Genomic DNA, 22625 nt, shown 5'->3' on the forward strand with positions numbered 1-22625 from the left:
GCGAAACTCTTTGGGGTTGTATGGTTAAGTGACTAAGCGTACACGGTGGATGCCTTGGCAGTCAGAGGCGATGAAAGACGTAGTAACTTGCGATAAGCCCAGATTAGGTAGTAACAACCATTTGAGTCTGGGATTTCTGAATGGGGAAACCCATCTGCATAAGCAGATACTGTTAACTGAATACATAGGTTAACAGGGCGAACTCGGGGAACTGAAACATCTAAGTACCCGAAGGAAAAGAAATCAACCGAGATTCCGAAAGTAGCGGCGAGCGAAATTGGACTAGCCCTTAAGCTTTTAATGAGACAGGTGAATGAGCTGGAAAGCTCAGCGATACAGGGTGATAGCCCCGTAACCGACATCTCATCATCAGTGAAATCGAGTAGGGCGGGACACGTGATATCCTGTCTGAATATGGGGGGACCATCCTCCAAGGCTAAATACTACTGACTGACCGATAGTGAACCAGTACCGTGAGGGAAAGGCGAAAAGAACCCCTGTGAGGGGAGTGAAATAGAACCTGAAACCGTGTACGTACAAGCAGTAGGAGCACCCTCGTGGTGTGACTGCGTACCTTTTGTATAATGGGTCAGCGACTTATATTCAGTAGCAAGGTTAACCATCTAGGGGAGCCGTAGAGAAATCGAGTCTTAACTGGGCGTCGAGTTGCTGGATATAGACCCGAAACCAGGTGATCTAGCCATGGGCAGGTTGAAGGTTGAGTAACATCAACTGGAGGACCGAACCGACTAATGTTGAAAAATTAGCGGATGACTTGTGGCTAGGGGTGAAAGGCCAATCAAACCTGGAGATAGCTGGTTCTCCCCGAAATCTATTTAGGTAGAGCCTCGGACGAATACTACTGGGGGTAGAGCACTGTTAAGGCTAGGGGGTCATCCCGACTTACCAACCCTTTGCAAACTCCGAATACCAGTAAGTACTATCCGGGAGACACACGGCGGGTGCTAACGTCCGTCGTGGAGAGGGAAACAACCCAGACCGCCAGCTAAGGTCCCAAATTATAGCTAAGTGGGAAACGATGTGGGAAGGCTTAGACAGCTAGGATGTTGGCTTAGAAGCAGCCATCATTTAAAGAAAGCGTAATAGCTCACTAGTCGAGTCGGCCTGCGCGGAAGATGTAACGGGGCTAAGCTATAAACCGAAGCTGCGGCAATGCGATTTATCGCATTGGGTAGGGGAGCGTTCTGTAAGCCGTTGAAGGTGTGTTGTAAAGCATGCTGGAGGTATCAGAAGTGCGAATGCTGACATGAGTAACGATAATGGGGGTGAAAAACCTCCACGCCGGAAGACCAAGGGTTCCTGTCCAACGTTAATCGGGGCAGGGTAAGTCGACCCCTAAGGCGAGGCCGAAAGGCGTAGTCGATGGGAAACGGGTTAATATTCCCGTACTTCTTACAATTGCGATGGGGGGACGGAGAAGGCTAGGTGGGCCTGGCGACGGTTGTCCAGGTTCAAGTGCGTAGGCTTGAGAGTTAGGTAAATCCGGCTCTCTTCAAGGCTGAGACACGATGTCGAGCTACTACGGTAGTGAAGTCATTGATGCCATGCTTCCAGGAAAAGCCTCTAAGCTTCAGATTGTAAGAAATCGTACCCCAAACCGACACAGGTGGTCGGGTAGAGAATACCAAGGCGCTTGAGAGAACTCGGGTGAAGGAACTAGGCAAAATGGTACCGTAACTTCGGGAGAAGGTACGCTCCTGACGGTGAAGTCCCTTGCGGATGGAGCTATTGGGAGTCGCAGATACCAGGTGGCTGCAACTGTTTATTAAAAACACAGCACTGTGCAAAATCGTAAGATGACGTATACGGTGTGACGCCTGCCCGGTGCCGGAAGGTTAATTGATGGGGTTAGCGCTTGCGCGAAGCTCTTGATCGAAGCCCCGGTAAACGGCGGCCGTAACTATAACGGTCCTAAGGTAGCGAAATTCCTTGTCGGGTAAGTTCCGACCTGCACGAATGGCGTAATGATGGCCACGCTGTCTCCACCCGAGACTCAGTGAAATTGAAATCGCTGTGAAGATGCAGTGTACCCGCGGCTAGACGGAAAGACCCCGTGAACCTTTACTACAGCTTGGCACTGAACATTGACCCTACATGTGTAGGATAGGTGGGAGGCTTTGAAACCGGTACGCCAGTATCGGTGGAGCCGTCCTTGAAATACCACCCTTGTAGTGTTGATGTTCTAACTTAGACCCGTTATCCGGGTTGAGGACAGTGCCTGGTGGGTAGTTTGACTGGGGCGGTCTCCTCCCAAAGAGTAACGGAGGAGCACGAAGGTGGGCTAAACACGGTTGGACATCGTGTGGTTAGTGCAATGGCATAAGCCCGCTTGACTGCGAGAATGACAATTCGAGCAGGTGCGAAAGCAGGTCATAGTGATCCGGTGGTTCTGTATGGAAGGGCCATCGCTCAACGGATAAAAGGTACTCCGGGGATAACAGGCTGATACCGCCCAAGAGTTCATATCGACGGCGGTGTTTGGCACCTCGATGTCGGCTCATCACATCCTGGGGCTGAAGTCGGTCCCAAGGGTATGGCTGTTCGCCATTTAAAGTGGTACGCGAGCTGGGTTTAGAACGTCGTGAGACAGTTCGGTCCCTATCTGCCGTGGGCGTTGGAAGATTGAAGGGGGCTGCTCCTAGTACGAGAGGACCGGAGTGGACGAACCTCTGGTGTTCGGGTTGTGTCGCCAGACGCATTGCCCGGTAGCTAAGTTCGGAATCGATAACCGCTGAAAGCATCTAAGCGGGAAGCGAGCCCTGAGATGAGTCTTCCCTGACCCCTTGAGGGTCCTAAAGGGTTGTTCGAGACTAGAACGTTGATAGGCAGGGTGTGTAAGCGTTGTGAGGCGTTGAGCTAACCTGTACTAATTGCCCGTGAGGCTTAACCATACAACACCCAAAGGGTTTTGATGGACTCAAAGCAAGAACATTGAATGTGTAGAACACGCTCTTAGAGAAAGCAGCTTTCCGAATTAAGAATTTGCTTGGCGACCATAGCGATTTGGACCCACCTGATTCCATGCCGAACTCAGAAGTGAAACGAATTAGCGCCGATGGTAGTGTGGGGTTTCCCCATGTGAGAGTAGGACATCGCCAGGCTTACTTTATGTTTTCAGATTTATCTCTTATTCAGAGAAAGTCTGAAAGCAAAACTAAAACATAGCGTTATTAAGTAAGACTAAGTTTTAGGAACAATTTGTGGAGAGATGGCTGAGTGGTTGAAAGCACCGGTCTTGAAAACCGGCATACGTTAATAGCGTATCTAGGGTTCAAATCCCTATCTCTCCGCCACTATTTAAACCCCAGCAGAAATGCTGGGGTTTTTTCGTTCTTGCTCTCTTATATTTACGCTCACTTGTTTTCGCATACCGAGCTGTTTCTTAAGGCTGAATTAAAGTGTGAGATAATCGCTTCAGCCAAAGGGTGCTCTCTGCTTACTGCAATATGTAATGGGACCCTTTTTACCGTTAGATCCGAAACATAAAAGTCTTTCACGTCAACGCCCATCGATTGTAGGTTCCAAGAGAATACGATTTCATCCATTAAGATGGCATCGACTCTATGTTTAAGTAAATAAAGGATATTTTCTTGAACATCTTTAGCGGCAAGAATATTGAGCCCTACTTTGGATTTCAACGCTTTGCCATAAGCGTAACCAGAGACTAAACCTAACCTGATCTTACTGAGAGTATGTGTACCTTGATACCTAATCGGGGCTGAACTCGGGCTTATCAGTTTAATTTGGTTAATGTAGTAAGGATGACTAAACAAGAAATCCTGTTCTCTTTCCGGTGTTTTCCAAACTCCTAGCAAGATATCTGTTTTTGCTTCTAATGTAGATTTATATGCTCTGTTCCACGGCATGAACTGAGTTTGTAAGTTGTAACCGGCAAGGCATAAAGTGTCTTTTACAATTTGATGAGCATAACCAATAGGTTGAGAGGGAGAATTAAAATAGGGCGGCCACTCATCTTGAGCACCATTTAGAGGCTTCAATGCGTAGGCGTGGCAAGATATGATGACAGAGAGCAAAGCCCAGAAATATTTTGCCACGATCAGTTTCCATCGTTATGTGAGTAATCTATTCATCTTAGGAGGAAGCTGAGGGATAAAGTGTGACTGGTTCAATAGATATTATTATCAAAATAGAGAAACTAGCGGAAAGTGAGTAGTCAGCTTAGTATATTTACCTATAAATCAATCATCATTGGTAGTGATTACTTGATGTTGAACAGATTTGTTGGCCACTCTTGGTATGGGACTGGTCTGCTGTATAGGAAGCCCTGACCTAATGGACAATTGAGTATCGACAGCATTTTAGCCTGTTCATCCGTTTCAATGCCCTCAGCGATAAGTGAGACTTTCATCCCTTTAGTCATATTAACGATAGCGGCAACGATCGAAGTATCTAGGTCTTTAGAGTCAAGGTTGTTAACGAAAGTGCGATCGATCTTAAGACAGTCAAACGGCAGCTTATGCAAATATGCAAGAGAGCTGTATCCAGTACCAAAATCGTCAATAGCGATGTGAACCCCAAGGTCACGGATAGCTTGCATATTTTGGATGATCACTGGATCATTATCCACAATGCGTGATTCAGTGATTTCTAGTGTTAGGTTATTGGCATTTAAGGTCGATTGAGTAAGCACTTTTTGTAAGGTAGAGATGAAGTCTGGTTGCGAAAGCTGATTAACGGATAGGTTTACATGCATATGGAATGAAGAATCCCATTTGCCTTCTTTCATCCCCTGAACTGCATCGTTGCACGCCTGCAAGAGAATTTGTTCTCCGATAGCGCCGATTTGACCACTTTCTTCGGCAATAGGAATGAAGTCCATCGGAGAAACCAATCCTGCTGAAGGGGATAGCCAACGGGCAAGTGCTTCTGCGCCGACGACTTCCCCAGTTTTTAGATCGACAAGTGGTTGATAAAAAGGGACAAACTCATTGTGTTCGAGTGCGTCTTTAATTTTGACTTGCATTAACGTTCGCTTACGAGAAATATCTGCCATCTCAGGTCGGTAGTGGCTGACTCCATGGATGTCTTGCTTGGCGTTGCTAAGTGCAATGCTACCATTCCGCAGCCACAGGGTCATATTCTGCTCTGGGCTCTGCTCAACAATACCGATAGAAACACTAACAACAACACTTTCCTTATCCATAACAAACGGAGAAGCAAAAGCTTTTAATACTCGGTTTGCGATTTGTGACGTGCTTTCCTCTCCTTGTTGCTGGGGTAAATAAATGGCGAATTCATCTCCCCCTATTCGCGCTAAGTAATATTCACCAGTGAACACTGACTTGAGACGTTTTGAAATGGTAATCAGTAGTTGGTCACCTTGATAGTGTCCTAGGCTGTCGTTTATATCTCTAAATTTGTTGATACCAACCAGCATCAGCGAGCCTGTCAGTGAGGGTATCTTGTCACAGGTGTCAATCAACCCTTCACGGCTGTATAGCTTAGTGAGCGAGTCATAGAGCAGTTGAGAGTGTAGGGCTCGGAATGACGCTTTAAGGTTATTTGCCATTTCGTTGAAGGCATAGACCAGCATGGTTGTTTCATAGATGCTGCCTGGCTGTGGCATATGACTGTCCCAATCGCCTTTTGCTAACCTTTTAGCTGCGGCGGCTGTTGAGGTTATTGGGGCAACAATGCGGTTAAAAGCAACTAATCCCAGTCCGATGCCTATAAAGCTGGCGATAACACCAATAATCCAACTGTTGCGTTGGCTCTCGGGTAGCTTTCCGAGTAAGTGACTCTCTGAAACGGCAACACCAATATACCACTGTAATCCATACTCATCGGTGTATGGTGTGAAGTGGTTAAAGTAACGCTCTCCTTCAATATCGAGAGAGTATCTTTGTGTTTCGCTTTGTCGATGAAAATTGTGTGAAGTGAAATAGTCGGCGTTAGTTTTCACTATTGGATTTGCGTATTCCGTTGCTAATAGTCGTTCCCCCTTCTCGCTCTCAGGTGTCCCCCAAGAGACGATACGCCCACCTGTTGAAAGAGCGACTAAGCGTTTCTTTTCATCGACAATATAGATAATTGCATTGGTTTTCTGTTGTTGGTCTTTAAGAAAGGTATTAAAGGTATCTATTTTTACGTCAGTGACGACAACACCTTGAAATACTTGGTCATAGAAAACGGGTGTTAATGCTGAAAGGGTGATTTCTTGTCTCTCATCCGCATTGGCGTAGATGGATGACCACATAGGCGTTAAAGATTTCGCCACAGGCGCATACCATGGTCGCACTCTTGGGTCGTATCCTTCAAACACTGAGCGAATATCTTCACTGATTACTTGACCACGATAGATAACCAGCTTCCCTTGTGTACGATCATCTTGCACCATAAGGGTATAGCCCTTATTTGGTTCTTTACGAAAGCCAATGTACTCTGCGTTTTCACCACCAAAACCGATGACATCAAGTTGAGGGAAGTTGTTGTATAAGTTGCGAAACGCAGTTAGGAAATACTGCTCAATATCAGTGGTGTCACCGGGAGTATAAATCTGATTGAAGCCGATTGAGTGACTTAAGGATAAGCTTGCCTGAAAAGGTTCATCCAAAAAACTGTGTAATTCGAGGTTTACGTTATCGGTCAGAGCGGTAAGTTGCTTATCACTAATATCGACTACCATCTCTTCATAACTGTTTTTTTGAACTGTAACGATCACACCGATAGTGATAATAAAAATCATCACAAAAGGCAGTACTACGGCGGTTCTAAGAGTTATCTGAGTGGTCGCTGACATCCGATTTCTTCTGTTGATACAGTACTCTGAAATTTCTATTGTGTTCAATGCGAGCGAGTGTATTGAGTAAAAAGTAGGTGATTTATCCTTACTATTCAAGCTAATGAGTTAACCTGTGCTGGCTAAATCACCTCAATTCAAATCAAGTTGTGACGCTTGTTCCAGTGTTAATAGAGCTCCTTGAGCTTACGTGTCAGTGTATTTCGTCCCCAACCTAAAACTTTTGCTGCATCTTGTTTGTGCCCGTTGGTGTGTTCCAACGCTGCTTCCAAAAGTATACGTTCAAATTCAGGAAGTGCATAAGAGAGTAATTCGGTGTCGCCTTGTGACAACGAACTCTTTGCCCAAGTTGCAAGCTGTTGTTGCCAAGAGCCTGAAGTTGAAGCATTGCAGAGTACTTTCTCTTCAAGGAGTTCTGTTGGCAGATCGGCTGGTAAGACTTCTGTACCACTCGCCATTACGGTGAGCCAACGACAGATATTTTCAAGTTGGCGCACATTTCCCGGCCAATCTAAACGGTTAAGTGTGTCGACGGTGGCTGAATGAAGTGTTTTCACATCGACACCGAGTTCTTCTGCTGCGAGTGCCAAAAAGTGCAGCGTCAGTTTTTCAATATCTTGCTTACGCTCTCGAAGGGCCGGGATCTGGATACGAATGACATTAAGGCGGTGGAATAAATCCTCGCGGAAGTCACCTTTCTGTACTAGCTTTTCGAGATTCTGGTGCGTTGCTGCCACAATGCGAACATCAACTTTAATCGGAGAGTGGCCACCTACGCGATAAAACTGGCCATCAGCAAGGACGCGTAGTAAGCGAGTTTGAATATCGAGTGGCATATCACCGATCTCATCCAAAAACAGGGTGCCGCCATTGGCTTGTTCAAAACGGCCTTGGCGAATGTTGTTTGCTCCGGTAAATGCCCCCTTTTCATGACCAAACAGTTCAGACTCGATCAAATCTTTTGGAATCGCTGCCATATTAAGGGCGATAAAAGGTTTGCTTGCTCGCGGGCTGTGGCGGTGAAGGGCATGGGCAACCAGCTCTTTACCTGTGCCTGATTCGCCATTGATAAGCACTGATATGGAAGAGCGAGACAAACGACCGATGGCGCGAAATACCTCTTGCATTGCAGGGGCTTCACCGATGATCTCAGGTGGTGTGTAGTCATCGTCGGTGAGTGCAGCCTGATCTTGTTTTTGTTCTTGGCTGTGAGTGATTGCTCGTTCAACTAGAGTTAAGGTTTCATCGACATCAAACGGTTTAGGCAAATACTCGAATGCGCCTTTTTGATACGCATTTACCGCGGCATCGAGATCTGAGTGAGCGGTCATGATGATCACTGGCAGATCAGGTGAACGTTCGTTGACTTGCTTAAGAAGCTCAATCCCATCAATGCCTGGCATCCGTATATCCGAGACGAGAACATCGGGTGTTTCACGTTCTAGTGCCATCAACACGCTCTCGGCATCGGCAAAGGTTTCACACTTGATATTGGCTGATGATAGGGTCTTCTCCATAACCCAGCGAATGGAGCTGTCGTCATCGACCACCCAAACATATCCTTTACTCATATTGTTTTCCTTACAGCAATGCCACTAATGTTGTTTAAATCGGTAAATAAATCGTAAATGTTGTTCTACTTGGCCAACTCTCGACATCAATCTTGCCTTGATGTTGGTCGATCAGGTTTTGTGCGATTGACAGCCCTAGTCCAGTGCCGCCTTCACGACCGCTCACCATTGGATAAAACAGAGTATCTTGCAGGTCAGAAGGGATGCCGGGCCCGTTGTCGATAATTTCTATTCGTGCAGCTAACTTGCATCTCTGACCGTGAATATTGGCCTGATGCACTGTTCTGGTGCGAATGGTGATTTGGCCGTTAGATTGACTCTTTAGGATATGCCCAGCATTACTCACTATGTTGAGCAGTGCTTGTTCAATCTGATCGGCATCCATTAAGATTTCTGGCAGGCTCGGGTCATAGTCTCTTTCTATTGTTACACTCTGATTGACTTCAAGATCAACCAGTTGGCGAACCTTTTCTAAGATTAGGTGTAAATTCTCGGGTTGTTTTTTTCCGGGCTTTTGTGGCCCTAACAAACGGTCGACTAAAGCGCGAAGTCGGTCTGCCTGCTCGATGATTATCTGGGTGTACTCTGCGAGATTAGGGTCAGGCAGGGTTCGTTCTAAGAGTTGCGCTGCTCCTCTTAGCCCACCCAGAGGATTTTTAATTTCATGGGCCAAGCCCCGCACCAAAAGTTTGGCTGCCTGCTGCTGCGCATGTTGATTGAGTTCTTGAGATAGGCGGCGTTGTTGTCCGATTTTTCTCATTTCAACTAGCAGCATTAATTCTCTTTTCCACGAGATAGGGCTGACGGTCACTTCGAGCATTAAAGGTTTACCATCAACGACAAATGTGACATCGCTATCAGTAATGCTTTGGCCGCTTTGTAGTGGTTGAGAGAGTAAAGCAAGGTCCATTGAGGCGTGCTGGATCAAGTGTGATAGAGGATGATCAACAATACGTTTGGAACTTTGAGAAAATAACTGCTCAGCTGCAGGGTTGGCGTACTTGACCTGCAGCGATTCGTTCATGATTAAAATCGCCGTCACTTGGTGGTTGAGAATAATGTCGTTGAGTTCGTTATCCACTGTTTTGCCCCATCCTTGAACTTGAATTGTGCAATGCACCAAAATGGTGCGATTGATGATTCAAGTATGGCGCATTGATTGGGAGAACTAAAGTGAAAACGAGAGATAGTCCTAGGAATTAGGTCTTTGTTTCACTGAATTGATACTCGCACGTAGCAAATGCACCGTAATAGACTTAGACGATGCAATAAGCTTGCCGTATCTAAATGCTTGAATAAGAAAGGAGTGAGCACCTCTATCAAGGTTTTTTAAATGCCATTCGGCTGTTGTGGTTGGTACTCCATATTTGCTGCCATTGACGATTAGCTGGAGTTGTTCACCAACGTTGAGTTCGCGGTTTAGCTTGGCATGGAGTTCAAGTGAACCATTGTTGCTGCGTTGTGTAGAGTCATGTTCTGGGTCGGTTATGTTGATTACAAGAGGTGTGGGTGTTGCAGTTTGATACTGTATATCTTGGTTATTGTCTTGAGCCAGCGGTTCACTGACTTGATGTGGAGAGGCAGATTGTTCTAACTTGGGTAGCTCAATCGATGTTGCGTGTTCTACGGCTCTAGAGTCACTGAAGTGGCGTGCACCACTGTCATCAACCCAAGTGTAAATCGTCTGTGTGTAGCAGGTTGAACTTATCAACAGCATAGTTGCAATGCTGATATAAAAGCGCTGCATAACCTCTCCTTTAGTATTGTCGAAGTCATATTAGCAGGCACAAATTTATCCACTGAAAAGAAAAAGGCCCACCTGCGAGGAGAGCCTTAGTTTTATGTAACTCGACGCGATAGCGCGTACTACAGTTGATTATACAGAGTAGTACAATTCGAACTCTAGTGGGTGAGTTGTCATGTTTACTTTCTCTACGTCTTGAGACTTAAGGTCGATGTAAGAATCGATAAAGTCGTCAGAGAATACACCGCCAGAAGTTAGGAACTCACGGTCAGCGTCTAGGCACTCTAGTGCTTCTTTTAGTGAGTAAGCCACTGTTGGGATCTCTGCTGCTTCTTCAGCTGGTAGATCGTAAAGGTCTTTATCCATTGCTTCGCCTGGGTGGATCTTGTTCTTGATACCGTCAAGACCAGCCATAAGCATTGCAGCAAAGCATAGGTAAGGGTTGGCAGATGGATCACCGAAACGTAGCTCGATACGACGTGCTTTCGGGCTTGGTACCACTGGGATACGGATAGAAGCGCTGCGGTTACGTGCAGAGTAAGCAAGCATAACTGGTGCTTCGAAGCCTGGTACAAGACGCTTGTACGAGTTAGTTGATGCGTTAGCAAATGCGTTGATTGCTTTAGCGTGCTTGATGATACCACCGATGTAGTAAAGCGCCATTTCAGATAGGCCGCCGTACTTGTCGCCAGCGAATAGGTTAACGCCATCTTTCGCTAGAGATTGGTGAACGTGCATACCTGAGCCGTTATCGCCAACTAGTGGTTTAGGCATGAATGTCGCTGTTTTACCAAATGCGTGTGCAACGTTGTGAACTACATATTTGTAAACCTGAATTTCGTCCGCTTTAGCAGTCAGGGTGTTAAAGCGAGTCGCAATTTCGTTTTGGCCTGCAGTTGCAACTTCGTGGTGATGTGCTTCTACAACTTGGCCCATCTCTTCTAGGATTAAACACATTGCAGAGCGGATATCTTGAGAAGAATCTACAGGAGCGACTGGGAAGTAACCACCTTTAACGCCTGGACGGTGGCCTTTATTACCGCCTTCGATGTCAGAACCAGTGTTCCAAGCTGCTTCGATATCGTCAATCTTGAAGAAAGAACCAGACATGTCAGTGGCGAATTTAACATCGTCAAATAGGAAGAATTCTGGTTCAGGACCAACAAGCACAGTATCGGCAATTCCAGTAGCGCGTAGGTAGTCTTCAGCACGTTTTGCGATTGAGCGAGGGTCACGGTCGTAGCCTTGCATCGTTGCAGGCTCAAGGATGTCACAACGAACGTTTAGCGTTGCATCTTCAGTGAACGGGTCTAGTACAGCAGATGATGCGTCAGGCATCATTACCATGTCTGATTCGTTGATGCCTTTCCAGCCAGCAACTGATGAACCGTCAAACATTTTACCTTCTTCGAAGAAGTCTGCGTCCACTTGGTGAGCAGGGATAGATACGTGCTGCTCTTTACCTTTAGTATCGGTAAAGCGTAGGTCAACAAACTTAACTTCGTTTTCTTGGATCAGAGATAGAACGTTTTCTACAGACATCTTGGATAACCTCCAGTGTTATTAAAGCGGTTTAGCTCGATTCGGTTGATGAAATCCAGCATTGATTAATTTCGTTTCAATCGTATTAATCGATGCTATTTCTCATAAAGCCAAAAGCGTGCCAAAAAAATTAGTCCATTAATTTCAATGAATTAGCGGGTTTGGTGTTAATTTGGTGCAGTTTCTTGCACCAAAATGATCTATTACTGCACTGTCTTGGTGCGTTTATTTTGCATTGCACCAAGATAAGACAAAATCGACATTCATTCAGCCGAGTTTTCGACCTCATGTCAATGGGGATTTACCTTTACTCGGAGTGAGCTTGCGTTTCATCAATAAAATAATCGACGAAATGGAGCGAATCAGATCACATATTTCTGGGTTTTTCGCTAGAATCTGGTACATTACGGTCGTTTTTTTAATCAAATAGGCAGTGCTCATTAAATGTTCGATTTAAGAGGGTTGCTTCTTTTATAAGTGAATCAAGATCCATGGCTACTCCACAGATTGATAATTTAAGAAATATCGCGATCATCGCGCACGTTGACCACGGTAAAACAACACTGGTTGATAAACTACTACAGCAATCAGGTACTTTAGAGTCTCGCGGTGAAGCTGAAGAGCGAGTCATGGACTCGAACGACATCGAGAAAGAGCGTGGCATTACCATTCTGGCTAAAAACACAGCAATTAACTGGAATGACTACCGCATCAACATCGTAGACACTCCGGGACACGCTGACTTCGGTGGTGAAGTAGAGCGTATCATGTCTATGGTTGACTCTGTGCTACTTATCGTTGACGCAGTTGATGGCCCAATGCCACAAACGCGTTTTGTAACGCAGAAAGCCTTTGCTCACGGTCTTAAGCCAATCGTTGTAATCAACAAAATTGACCGCCCTGGCGCTCGTCCTGACTGGGTTATGGATCAAGTCTTCGATCTATTCGACAACCTAGGTGCTACTGATGAACAGCTAGACTTCAAAGTGGTTTACGCTTCAGCACTTAACGGTTGGGCAACGCTTGAAGAAGGTGAAGCTGGCGAGAACATGGAACCACTATTCCAGACTATCGTTGAAGAAGTTGAAGCACCTCAGGTTGACCTAGATGGTCCACTACAGATGCAAGTTTCTCAGCTAGACTACAGCTCTTACGTTGGTGTTATCGGTGTTGCACGTGTAACTCGTGGTAGCGTTAAACCAAACCAACAAGTAACGGTAATCGGTGCTGATGGTAAGACTCGTAATGGTAAAGTTGGCACAGTAATGGGCTACCTAGGCCTTGAGCGTCACGAAGTTGCTGAAGCGAACGCGGGTGACATCATCGCTATCACTGGTCTTGGCGAGCTGAAAATCTCTGACACTATCTGTGCGCAGAACCAAGTTGAAGCGCTACCAGCACTGTCTGTTGATGAACCAACAGTAACCATGACGTTCCAAGTAAACACTTCTCCGTTCGCGGGTAAAGAAGGTAAGTTCGTAACGTCACGTAACATCCTTGAGCGTTTAGAAAAAGAATTGGTTCACAACGTAGCACTACGTGTTGAGCAAACAGACGATCCAGACAAATTCCGCGTATCAGGCCGTGGTGAGCTTCACCTATCTATCCTGATCGAAAACATGCGTCGTGAAGGCTTCGAGCTTGCTGTATCTCGTCCAGAAGTAATCATCAAAGAAGAAGATGGTCAGTTAATGGAACCGTTTGAAACAGTAACGATTGACGTTCTTGAAGAGCACCAAGGCGGTATCATGGAAAACATCGGCCTACGTAAAGGTGAGCTGAAGGATATGGCACCAGATGGTAAAGGCCGTGTTCGCATGGATTTCGATATGCCTTCTCGTGGTCTTATCGGTTTCCAAACTGAGTTCATGACGCTAACGTCTGGTTCTGGTCTTCTGTACCATACGTTTGATCACTACGGCCCTCACAAAGGTGGTCAGATTGGTCAACGTATCAACGGTGTTCTAATTGCGAACGCTGCAGGTAAAGCTCTGACTAATGCACTGTTTAACCTTCAAGAACGTGGTCGTCTATTCATCGGTCACGGTGTAGAAGTTTACGAAGGTATGATCATCGGTATTCACAGCCGTGACAACGACCTGACAGTAAACGCACTGAAAGGTAAGCAGCTAACTAACGTTCGTGCATCAGGTACTGATGACGCTCAGGTTCTTACTCCGCCAATCAAGCACACTCTTGAGCAAGCTCTAGAGTTTATTGATGAAGATGAACTAGTAGAAGTAACGCCTGAAAGCATCCGTATTCGTAAGAAGTTCCTAACGGAAAGCGATCGTAAGCGTGAAGCGCGTAACGCTAAGTAATATCACTTAGTCGTTATTTAAGCTTTAAAGCCCTGAGTTGACGCCAACTCGGGGCTTTTCTTTTATGGGGGGAAAATGAAACCAATCGTAATTACTGGCGGTCCAGGTGCGGGTAAAACAACCTTAGTTGCCGCGTTAGCACAATATGGCTACGCGACTTTTGCTGAAGGGTCACGCACACTAATTGAGCAACAGAGTCTGCAACCTAATGGCATACTGCCATGGACAAACTTGCCAGAATTTGCTTATTTATGCTTAAGGTTTATGGGTGACCAAAAGCTTACCGCGCAGCAATCACAAGTCGCATTTATGGATCGAGCGATTCCCGATATTGTCGCCTACCTTAAAGTGGGCGGTTGTATAGTGGATCAGGAATTCCTGACCCAAAGCGTTGGGTACCATAGTCAGGTATTTGCTTGCCGACCTGAAGCCTCGATTTATGTTCAAGATGAGGTGCGTCCGCATAGTTTTGAAGAAGCGCTTCAAATCCATCAAACGCTTGTCGATACCTACACTGAGCTAGGTTATCAAGTGATCGAAATTCCGTGGGGGACGGCAATGGAAAGGGCCAGCTTTGTTCGCCAAGTAACAGACTTAGTTGCTGAGGTGGAAAGCTAAAACCTCCTCACTAGGAGGAGGTTTTAAAGTGTTACTTCTGGCTTAGCTTTTGTAGGAACTTATCTGACTCTGCAATCGCTGCATTCATATCTTGTATTGCGTATTGGATATCTTGTTCCAAGCTTGCAAACTCACCCTGTAGAGAGCCAATCGCGCTCGCATTGAGGTTGTGTTTTAAATAAAGAGTATTGTCGCGCAGTGTATTGAGTACTGGGGCCATCTTGTCTTCTGCGCGCTTCATCGCTGACAACATAGTACTGTATGAGCGCTGGGTCTCTTTAAGTTTTTGTTCACTAGAACGCTTAAGCTTGGTGCTAGTGTAAAGCTTTAATTCATCTTGCCACTCAGCAAATAGTGCATCTGAGACATCTTCAATAGCGGCAATGCGGTCACTGACATCTTGCGCGGCTTTTTCACTGTCTTGGTACTTGTCGTTGATCTGGTTGTAGACGGTTTCTAGTTCCCCACCGTCAAAGTTGGTCAATGCCGAAAGCGCTTCCAGTGCGCTAGTAAATTCTTGTTGCGCGTCTTGTTGTGACTGTTTGGCGTCTTCAACGCGATCCACCATGATGTCTCGTTTATGGTAGCCTACTTGTTCCATTGCAGAGTAATAGGCTGATTGACACCCGGTTAGGGTAAAAATCGACAATACAATAGCAAGTAAGTACGGCATGATGGTTTCCTTTCCTTTAGAATTAGACTGTTAGGATGACTGAGATAGTAGGGAGTTACAAGTTGAAAATCGAGCCAGTGATTAAGCAAGCCGTATTATTTGCACGCTATCTGCTGACCAGAATGGGTCACGATAGAGTCAACGTTAATGCTGGCTATCTGGCGTACATTACCTTGTTATCAATCGTGCCAATGCTAACCGTATTGCTTTCTGTGTTGTCTTCTTTTGCCATTTTTGAAAACGCAGGCACGGCACTGCAAGATTTTGTGATTACTCACTTTGTTCCCGCGGCAGGAGATGCGGTTAAGAATGCTCTGTTAGAGTTTGTTGCCAACACTGGAAAGATGAGCGCTGTCGGTGGCGCATTCTTATTTGTCGCAGCCTTAATGCTGATCTCTAATATCGATAAAAACCTAAACTATATTTGGCGCGTAACTGAAAAGCGTCGTGCGGTGTTTTCCTTCTCGATGTATTGGATGGTACTGACGCTTGGACCAATACTAGTTGGGGCAAGTATTGCCGCCACCTCTTACGTTACCTCACTAAAAATACTTGAGAGTGAGACGATTTCAGGTGTCTATAACCTGCTATTGCGCTGGCTTCCATTCTTACTGTCGTTCTTTGCTTTTGTCGGTTTGTATTTGTTAGTGCCAAATAAAAAGGTGCGATTTCGTCATGCCGTTATTGGAGCGATTGTGGCTGCGCTTTTATTTGAAGCGAGTAAAAAAGGTTTTGCCGCTTACATAACTGAGTTTCCGTCTTATCAGTTGATTTATGGTGCTTTGGCCGCGATACCGATCTTATTTGTTTGGGTCTATTTATGTTGGTTGATTGTTTTGGTTGGCGCTGAGGTGACGGCTGCACTTGGCGAAAGAGAGCAGTGGAGTGAGCAATCAGACATGGTAAACTCAGTGCAATTTGAAAATGAGCAAGACGAAGGAAAGCACAGTGATAGCACTGATCCAGAGAGTGAGTGAGGCAGCCGTACGCGTAGATGGTGAAGTGGTAGGAGAAATCGACAAAGGTCTACTTGTATTATTAGGCGTAGAAAAAGACGATGATGAAGCGAAGGCAAAACGTTTGATGGAGCGGGTAACCACTTACCGTGTTTTTGGTGACGCTGAGGATAAGATGAACCTCAACGTTAAGCAAGTTGATGGTAAAGTGCTGGTGGTATCCCAATTCACTTTACCTGCAGATACCAAGAAAGGAACGCGTGCAGGCTTTTCTCGCGGAGCACATCCGGCAGAAGCTGAACGTTTGTACGAATACTTTGCCGACCGCTGTGCTGAAGTCTTACCGACAGAGCGTGGACGTTTTGCCGCTGATATGAAAGTGTCGTTAGTCAATGACGGCCCTGTAACCTTCTGGTTACAAGTATAATAATAAGGCTAGTAGAGAGGCGAGTTCGTCTCTATAAAAAGGATTTTTATGTTTAAGCTGATCACGCCAAAAAACGATAACCAACTGAATAAGTACTATCACTTTCGTTGGCAGATGTTGCGAGAGCCGTGGCGAATGCCAATTGGTTCAGAACGTGATGAATACGATCCGATGAGCCATCATCGCATGATTGTTGATGGTCGTGGTAGACCGATGGCTATCGGCCGGCTGTACATCACGCCAGACAGTGAGGGCCAGATACGCTATATGGCAGTAAAAGGCTCTCGTCGTGGCAAAGGCATGGGGTCACTGGTATTGGTTGCCTTAGAATCATTAGCGCGCCAGGAAGGGGCGAAACGCTTAGTGTGTAATGCCCGTGAGGATGCGATCTCCTTCTATGAGAATAATGGCTTTGAGCGACGTGGTGAATTGACCGACGAGCGTGGCCCGGTTAGACACCAGCAAATGGTGAAGCATCTTGATCCTATGGCGAATGTGCTGCGTAAACCTGAGTGGTGTACTGAGCTGCAAGAGCGATGGGAACATCAAATTCCGATTAGTGACAAGATGGGCATCAAGATAAACCAATACACAGGTTATCAGTTTGAATGTGGCGCGCAGCTCAACCCCAACTTGAACCCGCACAATACAATGTTTGCCGGTTCTGCTTTCACCTTAGCGACGCTTACTGGTTGGGGAATGACCTGGCTACTGATGAAAGAGCGTGGGTTAAGTGGTGATATTGTGCTGGCTGATAGCCAAATCCGCTATCGTCACCCAGTGACGCAAAACCCTGTAGCGTCCACGTCGCTTGATGGCATTAGTGGCGATTTAGATCGTTTGGCATCAGGACGCAAAGCTAGAATTGTCATTCATGTGACCATTCAGAGTGGCGAACAGGCTGCCGTCGACTTTATTGGTACTTATATGTTGATCCCTAATTATAAATCGGTACTTGGCGAAGACTCTGTAGCTGAAGAGTGAATCTCTAGTTCTGGTGATGGCGTTATCGGTTGAGGCTTGTCAGGCTTGCAAGTCTGCTTTATCACATTGGTGGCACTAAGAATATCTGACCAAAGCTCAGCACAATCATGTTGTGATTTAAACAGCAAGGTGGAAAATTGCGGCTTGGTTAGATCCATCTCTCCAGCAATTTGTGAAATGCTATTAGGGCTACTCACGGTTATTCGCCCACGATCAGCTGTCATCTCTACCGCTCCTAAGTCTAATTGATGTTGATATTCTTGTGCACCATCAGAGCTTTTAGCCTGTAAAGTCGCTTGGTGGAAATAGGTCGTTACTTTCCCTGATAGGCTGTGTGACAGCATAGAGTAGTCTCCAGATAATCCCTTGAGTTCAACCTCTGTTTCGGCAAGCCCTGTGAGTGAGAAAGGCAGAGATTGCTCTACAAAGTAATGTTCAAGCGGTATACCGTCGGCGTGGAGTGTTAGCTGCCAAGGGGCACTTAGACTGCCCCTATCCCAGGTTCCATTTGCTTCGATATAACCTTGCTCGAGAGGAATAAAGGCTCGATCTAAGGTAAGTTTTCTGTTGCTTGCGTGAGCAGTGAGGTGTGCTTGGGAAGACACCAATTTGTCGATACTAGCGGCATTAGCACTGATCTCCAGTTTACCTTCTAACAGTCCATGTTTGTCTTGATCGATAAGCAGCAGATTTGTGCCCTCGACATTCAGCCCAGAGATTTGCCAATATGGCTGTTTTTCGACTTGGATAAACTGTGCGTTCTCTATGTCCAACTGGTCAATCGTTAAATGGTTGAGCGAAGAGACGGCAGCTTTTAGGCTAGGAGTTAACTGCTCGGTTTGTTCTAACCATCTAATACCACTTACTGTCAGTTGCGAGAGCTTGACTGCTAGCGGTGAAACAACCCCTTGTAGCTGTACCCGTCCTTGTTTGAAATCCGCATCAAATTCTTCAATTTGGATCTGATTGTGACTGAAGGCCAACTTGGCGCCAGGTGAGAAGAGCTGCAGTTCTCTATTGCTAATGCTTTCTGCATCAAAGGAGGCATAGCCAGCTTGTTGTTGCCATGACGAGCGTTCAAGTGCGAGATTTTCAAGTGAGGCATCAAGGTGCTCGAATCGCCAATGACGGTAGTTGAATGAACTGTTAATAATATCGAGACTGTTAATATAATAAATCGGTAAGCTGAGGTTGCGGAGTGTGGTGACAAGGCGTTCAATTTGGGTCGACTGTGGTAGCGTGAGTTGATCTATGGTGACATTGACTAGCGACCAACCTTGCGGGTATTGTTCTGCTTGGCCTGAAATGTTGGCCCCACGCCAATTAAATGAACTACCAAACACCGTGCTGTCAGTCGCTTGGTAATGCATATCGACAAGCAGGTTATCCAACGCCTCCCCTTGTATGTAAAGCTGCTCAGCCGAGAGCTGAATATCACCGTAGGGCAAAGACTGTTGTGCACTTTGCCAGACTGGGTTTTCAATCTGCAGGTTGACGCCACGTGCTGACCATCTCCCCGCGTTTATATCGACATGCTTAAAGGCCAGCTGGTGGAGCTTAACTTGCTCGAAAAGGGTAGATTCAAGTTCATTCAGATCTAAACTTGCACCTTCGACTAAAATAGAGTCGAAGTTTAATTTGCCTTGTTGCCAAGGAAACTGGCTCAGCCATAAGGTGAGCTTAGGGAGCTGGATCGCATTGTCGTCATGTTGCAGCTCAACATCGCTTAATGTCAGTTGGAATGGAGGAGAATATTCAGCGTGGGTGGTTTCTAGTTGATAAGGCGTCAGGGTATTAATAAAAGTGGTGACGAGTTTTGCAGCGTAACTGGTTTGCATGACAGTATACAACGCAAGTACGGATAGAGTGATGGTACTGACCACTAGGATAGCAAGCAGCAAGAGTGCTTTTTTCACGTTTAATCACTTTCCCTCGTCGATAGATGCTACTAGCTTGGAACACTTTTTCTTTTCAGGCAACAAAAAGCCCCTCAACTTAGGGGCTTAGCTACACAATTTCCAATCATACCCTTCATACTTGAATCTGCAGCTTTGTTCACTGCGCCAATTCACCCTAATCACATAGAATACCTATGCTCATAGGGCTGAATTGTCTTGTGGCCGCGCTGCAACTCCAATTATTTTGGGTATACGTCACTAATCTAGCTGAGGTCCGGCTGCAACCAGAGATTTACCTTCGTCATTGTCTGTGTACTTATCAAAGTTGTTGATAAAACGCTGAGCAAGGTCTTTCGCTTTGCTTTCCCATTGTAGTGGGTCAGTGTAAGTATCACGTGGATCTAGGATGGCTGGGTCAACGTCATGCAATGCAGTAGGTACTTCCAAATTAAAGATTGGAATATGTTTGGTCTGCGCATTCTCTATCGACCCATCAAGAATTGCATCAATGATGCCGCGAGTATCTTGAATTGAGATACGTTTGCCACTGCCGTTCCAACCGGTGTTAACCAGGTAAGCTTCAGCACCAGCCGCTTCCATACGCTTCACCAGTACTTCGGCGTATTTTGTTGGGTGTAGCGTTAGGAACGCCGCACCGAAACAAGCTGAGAAGGTTGGTGTTGGCTCAGTAATACCGCGTTCAGTACCCGCCAGCTTAGCTGTAAAGCCAGATAGGAAGTGATACTTAGTCTGCTCAGGTGTCAACTTAGCAACAGGAGGTAGAACACCAAATGCATCAGCAGATAGGAAAATGACTTTGTTGGCATGACCCGCTTTAGAAACAGGTTTAACAATGTTCTCTATGTGCTCGATAGGGTAAGAAACACGGGTATTTTCTGTTTTTGAACCATCATCGAAGTCAATCGAGCCATCGCTACGTACGGTTACGTTCTCGAGTAGTGCATCGCGACGAATCGCATTGTAGATGTCTGGCTCTGCTTCTTTTGATAGCTTGATGGTTTTCGCGTAACAACCCCCTTCGAAGTTGAAGATACCATCATCATCCCAGCCGTGTTCATCATCGCCGATTAACTCACGTTTAGGATCGGTAGATAGCGTGGTTTTACCTGTACCAGATAGACCAAAGAAGATCGCCACGTCGCCGTTTTCTTTACACTTGTTGGCGCTACAGTGCATAGAAGCAATGTCTTTAAGAGGAAGGAAGTAGTTCATCATCGCGAACATGCCTTTCTTCATCTCACCACCGTACCATGTACCACCAATAAGTTGCATACGCTCAGTCAGGTTAAATACCGTGAAGTTTTCAGAGTTCAGACCGTGCTCTTCCCACTTCTGGTTAGTACATTTGGCACCGTTCATCACCACGAAATCAGGTTCAAACGTTGCCAGCTCTTTTTCACTTGGACGAATAAACATGTTTTTCACAAAGTGCGCTTGCCATGCAACTTCAGTGATAACACGAATGCTTAAGCGAGTGTCTGGGTTGGCACCACAGTAACCATCGATAACGAAAACACGTTTACCTGATAGCTGATTGGTGACGAGCTGTTTAAGGTCGTTCCATACCGCTTGGTCTATCGGTTTGTTATCGTTTTTCACTGTGTCTGATGTCCACCACATGTGCTCTTGTGTGGTGGTGTCTTTAACGATGTACTTATCTTTAGGTGAGCGTCCAGTAAAAATACCGGTATCAACAGCGACTGCGCCTAATTCGGTGACCACGCCTTTTTCATAGCCTTCCAGATCTGCGCGAGTTTCTTCTTCGAACAACATCTCGTAGCTTGGGTTACGAATAACCTCTTTTACGTTTTGAAGTCCGTGTTTGGTAAGATCAATTGTTGCAGCCTTTGTATGTTCCATAACGGTCATAGGTGCTCCTTATTGGAATATTTTGTAGGGATTTTGTAATAATTTTTGAACTTCTGTCTGCTCACCATGCTAGCAATCGGTCTCATATAAAACAGGGATATAGCTCAAAAAATATCCGCATTTTTATTGGGGTTTTAAGCGACGCATCACATATTGGTGGAGTTAGTTTATCGTGTGCGCAAAGCTTTGCGCTAGAGCAAAATGATTAATAATTGACAAAAATTAACAGGTTAGTTTATTACGGCTAAGACTAGGTATTGCGGGGGGTTGATCACAAAAAGGCCAGCATGTGCTGGCCTTTTGAAGGGTAAATTACAGGCTTGCTATGTCGTATAAATTAATGCAGCGTTTTATTGCTCATACCTGATTGGTTGAACAGCTCAGATACCTGAGCTTCGTCGAACGAATAGTTTGTGCCGCAGTAATCACAATGTAAAGAAATTGAACCTACCTCGGCTAAAATGTCGTTCACTTCTGCTCGATCGATAGTCACGATAGCTGCGCCACTGCGCTCACGGGAGCAGCCACAGAAAAACTCAACAGCTTGTGGATCAAATAGACGAACTTTCTCTTGGTTGTAGAGACGGTACAACAAATCATTAGCTTCTAGGCTAAATAACTCTTCGCTTTTGACTGTAGCTGTCAATTGCTCTAAGTGCTCGAAGTCTTCAGGTGTGCCTGTACCGTCTGGCATCACTTGAATCAGCATACCAGCAGCACGTTGCTGGCCTTGATGCTCGCCAGTTCTTAACCAAATGCGGGTTTTAAGCTGCTCTGAGTTGGCGAAGTAGCTTTCGAGGATTTCAGATAAGTTGTCACCGTCAAGGCCAACAATACCTTGGTAACGCTCGCCTTTCTTAGGGTCAATAGTAATAACCAGGTGGCCTTTACCCATCATGTCATGGATGTTGGCATCGTCATCGATATCGCCTTCCCAGCGTGCAACTCCGCGAATTTTTTGGTCGTGATCACCGTTAATCACTGCCAATGATACTGGGCCGTCACCTTGCAGTTGCAGGGTAATTGACCCTTCAAACTTCAATGTTGCGGTCAAAAGTGTTGTTGAAACCAATAGCTCTCCAAGCAGCTTTTGTAGTGGTGCTGGATATTCCTTGCTGGAAATAATACGTTGGTAAGCGTCATCCAATTGTACCAACTCACCACGTACTGAAAGATCTTCAAATAAGTAGCGGTTTAAAACATTGCTTGCCATGTGGCGA

15 protein-coding genes, 1 tRNA gene and 2 rRNA genes are annotated in these 22625 nt (G+C 45.8%); 8 read left to right on the forward strand and 10 right to left on the reverse strand.

From position 1 onward, the window contains the following. Nucleotides 1–22 precede the first annotated feature (22 nt). The 3 genes from APB76_RS00700 (at nucleotide 23) to APB76_RS00710 (ending at nucleotide 3314) form a co-directional block, all read left to right on the forward strand. Nucleotides 23–2912 (forward strand): 23S ribosomal RNA (locus tag APB76_RS00700). A 94-nt stretch (nucleotides 2913–3006) separates the two neighbouring features. After that, nucleotides 3007–3122, forward strand: a 5S ribosomal RNA gene (gene rrf / locus APB76_RS00705). Nucleotides 3123–3223: 101 nt separating this feature from the next. Next, nucleotides 3224–3314: transfer RNA gene (locus tag APB76_RS00710), tRNA-Ser, on the forward strand. A gap of 60 nt (nucleotides 3315–3374) precedes the next feature. On the opposite strand, the gene APB76_RS00715 is transcribed toward APB76_RS00710, so the two are convergent. The 6 genes from APB76_RS00715 to glnA form a co-directional block, all read right to left on the reverse strand. After that, nucleotides 3375–4076: a substrate-binding periplasmic protein gene (locus APB76_RS00715; RefSeq protein ID WP_054962698.1), complete on the reverse strand. Its 702-nt coding sequence runs from the start codon at nucleotides 4074–4076 to the stop codon at nucleotides 3375–3377. 164 nt (nucleotides 4077–4240) lie between these two features. Further along, nucleotides 4241–6781 (reverse strand): phosphodiesterase GepA, encoded by a 2541-nt coding sequence (gene gepA / locus APB76_RS00720; protein ID WP_049844118.1) that lies wholly within the window; start codon nucleotides 6779–6781, stop codon nucleotides 4241–4243. Nucleotides 6782–6948: 167 nt separating this feature from the next. After that, entirely contained in the window at nucleotides 6949–8352 is a 1404-nt protein-coding gene (glnG, locus tag APB76_RS00725) for a nitrogen regulation protein NR(I) (RefSeq protein ID WP_049844119.1), read from the reverse strand. Nucleotides 8353–8386: 34 nt separating this feature from the next. After that, on the reverse strand, nucleotides 8387–9433 hold the full coding sequence (gene glnL / locus APB76_RS00730; RefSeq protein WP_049844120.1) for a nitrogen regulation protein NR(II): 1047 nt from the start codon (nucleotides 9431–9433) through the stop codon (nucleotides 8387–8389). A gap of 111 nt (nucleotides 9434–9544) precedes the next feature. After that, nucleotides 9545–10099 carry a DUF4124 domain-containing protein gene (locus APB76_RS00735; RefSeq protein WP_049844121.1) on the reverse strand — a complete coding sequence of 185 codons (555 nt, stop codon included), beginning with the start codon at nucleotides 10097–10099 and terminating at the stop codon, nucleotides 9545–9547. 129 nt (nucleotides 10100–10228) lie between these two features. Then, nucleotides 10229–11638: a glutamate--ammonia ligase gene (gene glnA / locus APB76_RS00740; protein WP_049844122.1), complete on the reverse strand. Its 1410-nt coding sequence runs from the start codon at nucleotides 11636–11638 to the stop codon at nucleotides 10229–10231. Between the two features lie 491 nt (nucleotides 11639–12129). Between glnA and typA the strand changes: the two genes are divergently transcribed. After that, nucleotides 12130–13959 (forward strand): translational GTPase TypA, encoded by a 1830-nt coding sequence (gene typA, locus APB76_RS00745; protein WP_049844123.1) that lies wholly within the window; start codon nucleotides 12130–12132, stop codon nucleotides 13957–13959. Nucleotides 13960–14034: 75 nt separating this feature from the next. Continuing rightward, the gene (locus APB76_RS00750) at nucleotides 14035–14577 is read left to right on the forward strand and encodes an AAA family ATPase (RefSeq protein WP_054962697.1); all 543 of its coding nucleotides are present in this window, start codon (nucleotides 14035–14037) and stop codon (nucleotides 14575–14577) included. Nucleotides 14578–14608: 31 nt separating this feature from the next. On the opposite strand, the gene APB76_RS00755 is transcribed toward APB76_RS00750, so the two are convergent. After that, a complete protein-coding gene (locus APB76_RS00755; protein WP_049844125.1) occupies nucleotides 14609–15250 on the reverse strand; it encodes a DUF2959 domain-containing protein in 642 nt (213 codons plus the stop codon). Nucleotides 15251–15285: 35 nt separating this feature from the next. On the opposite strand from APB76_RS00755, the gene APB76_RS00760 reads away from it, so the two are divergent. From APB76_RS00760 to APB76_RS00770, 3 genes are read left to right on the forward strand one after another with little or no spacing between them, the layout of a single operon-like run. After that, on the forward strand, nucleotides 15286–16227 hold the full coding sequence (locus tag APB76_RS00760) for a virulence factor BrkB family protein (RefSeq protein ID WP_371719070.1): 942 nt from the start codon (nucleotides 15286–15288) through the stop codon (nucleotides 16225–16227). After that, entirely contained in the window at nucleotides 16199–16633 is a 435-nt protein-coding gene (gene dtd, locus APB76_RS00765) for a D-aminoacyl-tRNA deacylase (RefSeq protein ID WP_049844127.1), read from the forward strand. Before APB76_RS00760 ends, dtd begins: the two co-directional genes overlap by 29 nt. A gap of 48 nt (nucleotides 16634–16681) precedes the next feature. Next, entirely contained in the window at nucleotides 16682–17617 is a 936-nt protein-coding gene (locus APB76_RS00770; protein ID WP_049844128.1) for a bifunctional GNAT family N-acetyltransferase/hotdog fold thioesterase, read from the forward strand. Here the strand turns inward: APB76_RS00770 and APB76_RS00775 are convergent. The 3 genes from APB76_RS00775 to hslO all read right to left on the reverse strand — a co-directional run bounded on the left by APB76_RS00775 (nucleotide 17575) and on the right by hslO (nucleotide 22618). Then, on the reverse strand, nucleotides 17575–19533 hold the full coding sequence (locus APB76_RS00775; protein WP_054962696.1) for an AsmA family protein: 1959 nt from the start codon (nucleotides 19531–19533) through the stop codon (nucleotides 17575–17577). The two genes, APB76_RS00770 and APB76_RS00775, sit on opposite strands and share 43 nt — an antisense overlap. A 240-nt stretch (nucleotides 19534–19773) precedes the next feature. Further along, complete coding sequence (gene pckA / locus APB76_RS00780) at nucleotides 19774–21405, reverse strand: phosphoenolpyruvate carboxykinase (ATP) (RefSeq protein ID WP_054962695.1); 1632 nt, start codon at nucleotides 21403–21405, stop codon at nucleotides 19774–19776. A 337-nt stretch (nucleotides 21406–21742) separates the two neighbouring features. Beyond that, on the reverse strand, nucleotides 21743–22618 hold the full coding sequence (gene hslO / locus APB76_RS00785; RefSeq protein ID WP_054962694.1) for an Hsp33 family molecular chaperone HslO: 876 nt from the start codon (nucleotides 22616–22618) through the stop codon (nucleotides 21743–21745). Between the last annotated feature and the right edge of the window lie 7 nt (nucleotides 22619–22625).

The organism is Vibrio bivalvicida, from assembly GCF_001399455.2.
GTDB classification, from domain to species: domain Bacteria; phylum Pseudomonadota; class Gammaproteobacteria; order Enterobacterales; family Vibrionaceae; genus Vibrio; species Vibrio bivalvicida.

Bases quoted from the DNA above. Each gene is read 5' to 3' on its own strand.
- APB76_RS00735 (WP_049844121.1), bottom strand. From the start codon at position 10,099: ATGCAGCGCTTTTATATCAGCATTGCAACTATGCTGTTGATAAGTTCA.
- typA (WP_049844123.1), top strand. From the start codon at position 12,130: ATGGCTACTCCACAGATTGATAATTTAAGAAATATCGCGATCATCGCG.
- gepA (WP_049844118.1), bottom strand. From the start codon at position 6,781: ATGTCAGCGACCACTCAGATAACTCTTAGAACCGCCGTAGTACTGCCT.
- glnG (WP_049844119.1), bottom strand. From the start codon at position 8,352: ATGAGTAAAGGATATGTTTGGGTGGTCGATGACGACAGCTCCATTCGC.
- APB76_RS00770 (WP_049844128.1), top strand. From the start codon at position 16,682: ATGTTTAAGCTGATCACGCCAAAAAACGATAACCAACTGAATAAGTAC.
- APB76_RS00755 (WP_049844125.1), bottom strand. From the start codon at position 15,250: ATGCCGTACTTACTTGCTATTGTATTGTCGATTTTTACCCTAACCGGG.
- glnA (WP_049844122.1), bottom strand. From the start codon at position 11,638: ATGTCTGTAGAAAACGTTCTATCTCTGATCCAAGAAAACGAAGTTAAG.
- APB76_RS00750 (WP_054962697.1), top strand. From the start codon at position 14,035: ATGAAACCAATCGTAATTACTGGCGGTCCAGGTGCGGGTAAAACAACC.
- pckA (WP_054962695.1), bottom strand. From the start codon at position 21,405: ATGACCGTTATGGAACATACAAAGGCTGCAACAATTGATCTTACCAAA.
- hslO (WP_054962694.1), bottom strand. From the start codon at position 22,618: ATGGCAAGCAATGTTTTAAACCGCTACTTATTTGAAGATCTTTCAGTA.
- APB76_RS00760 (WP_371719070.1), top strand. From the start codon at position 15,286: ATGACTGAGATAGTAGGGAGTTACAAGTTGAAAATCGAGCCAGTGATT.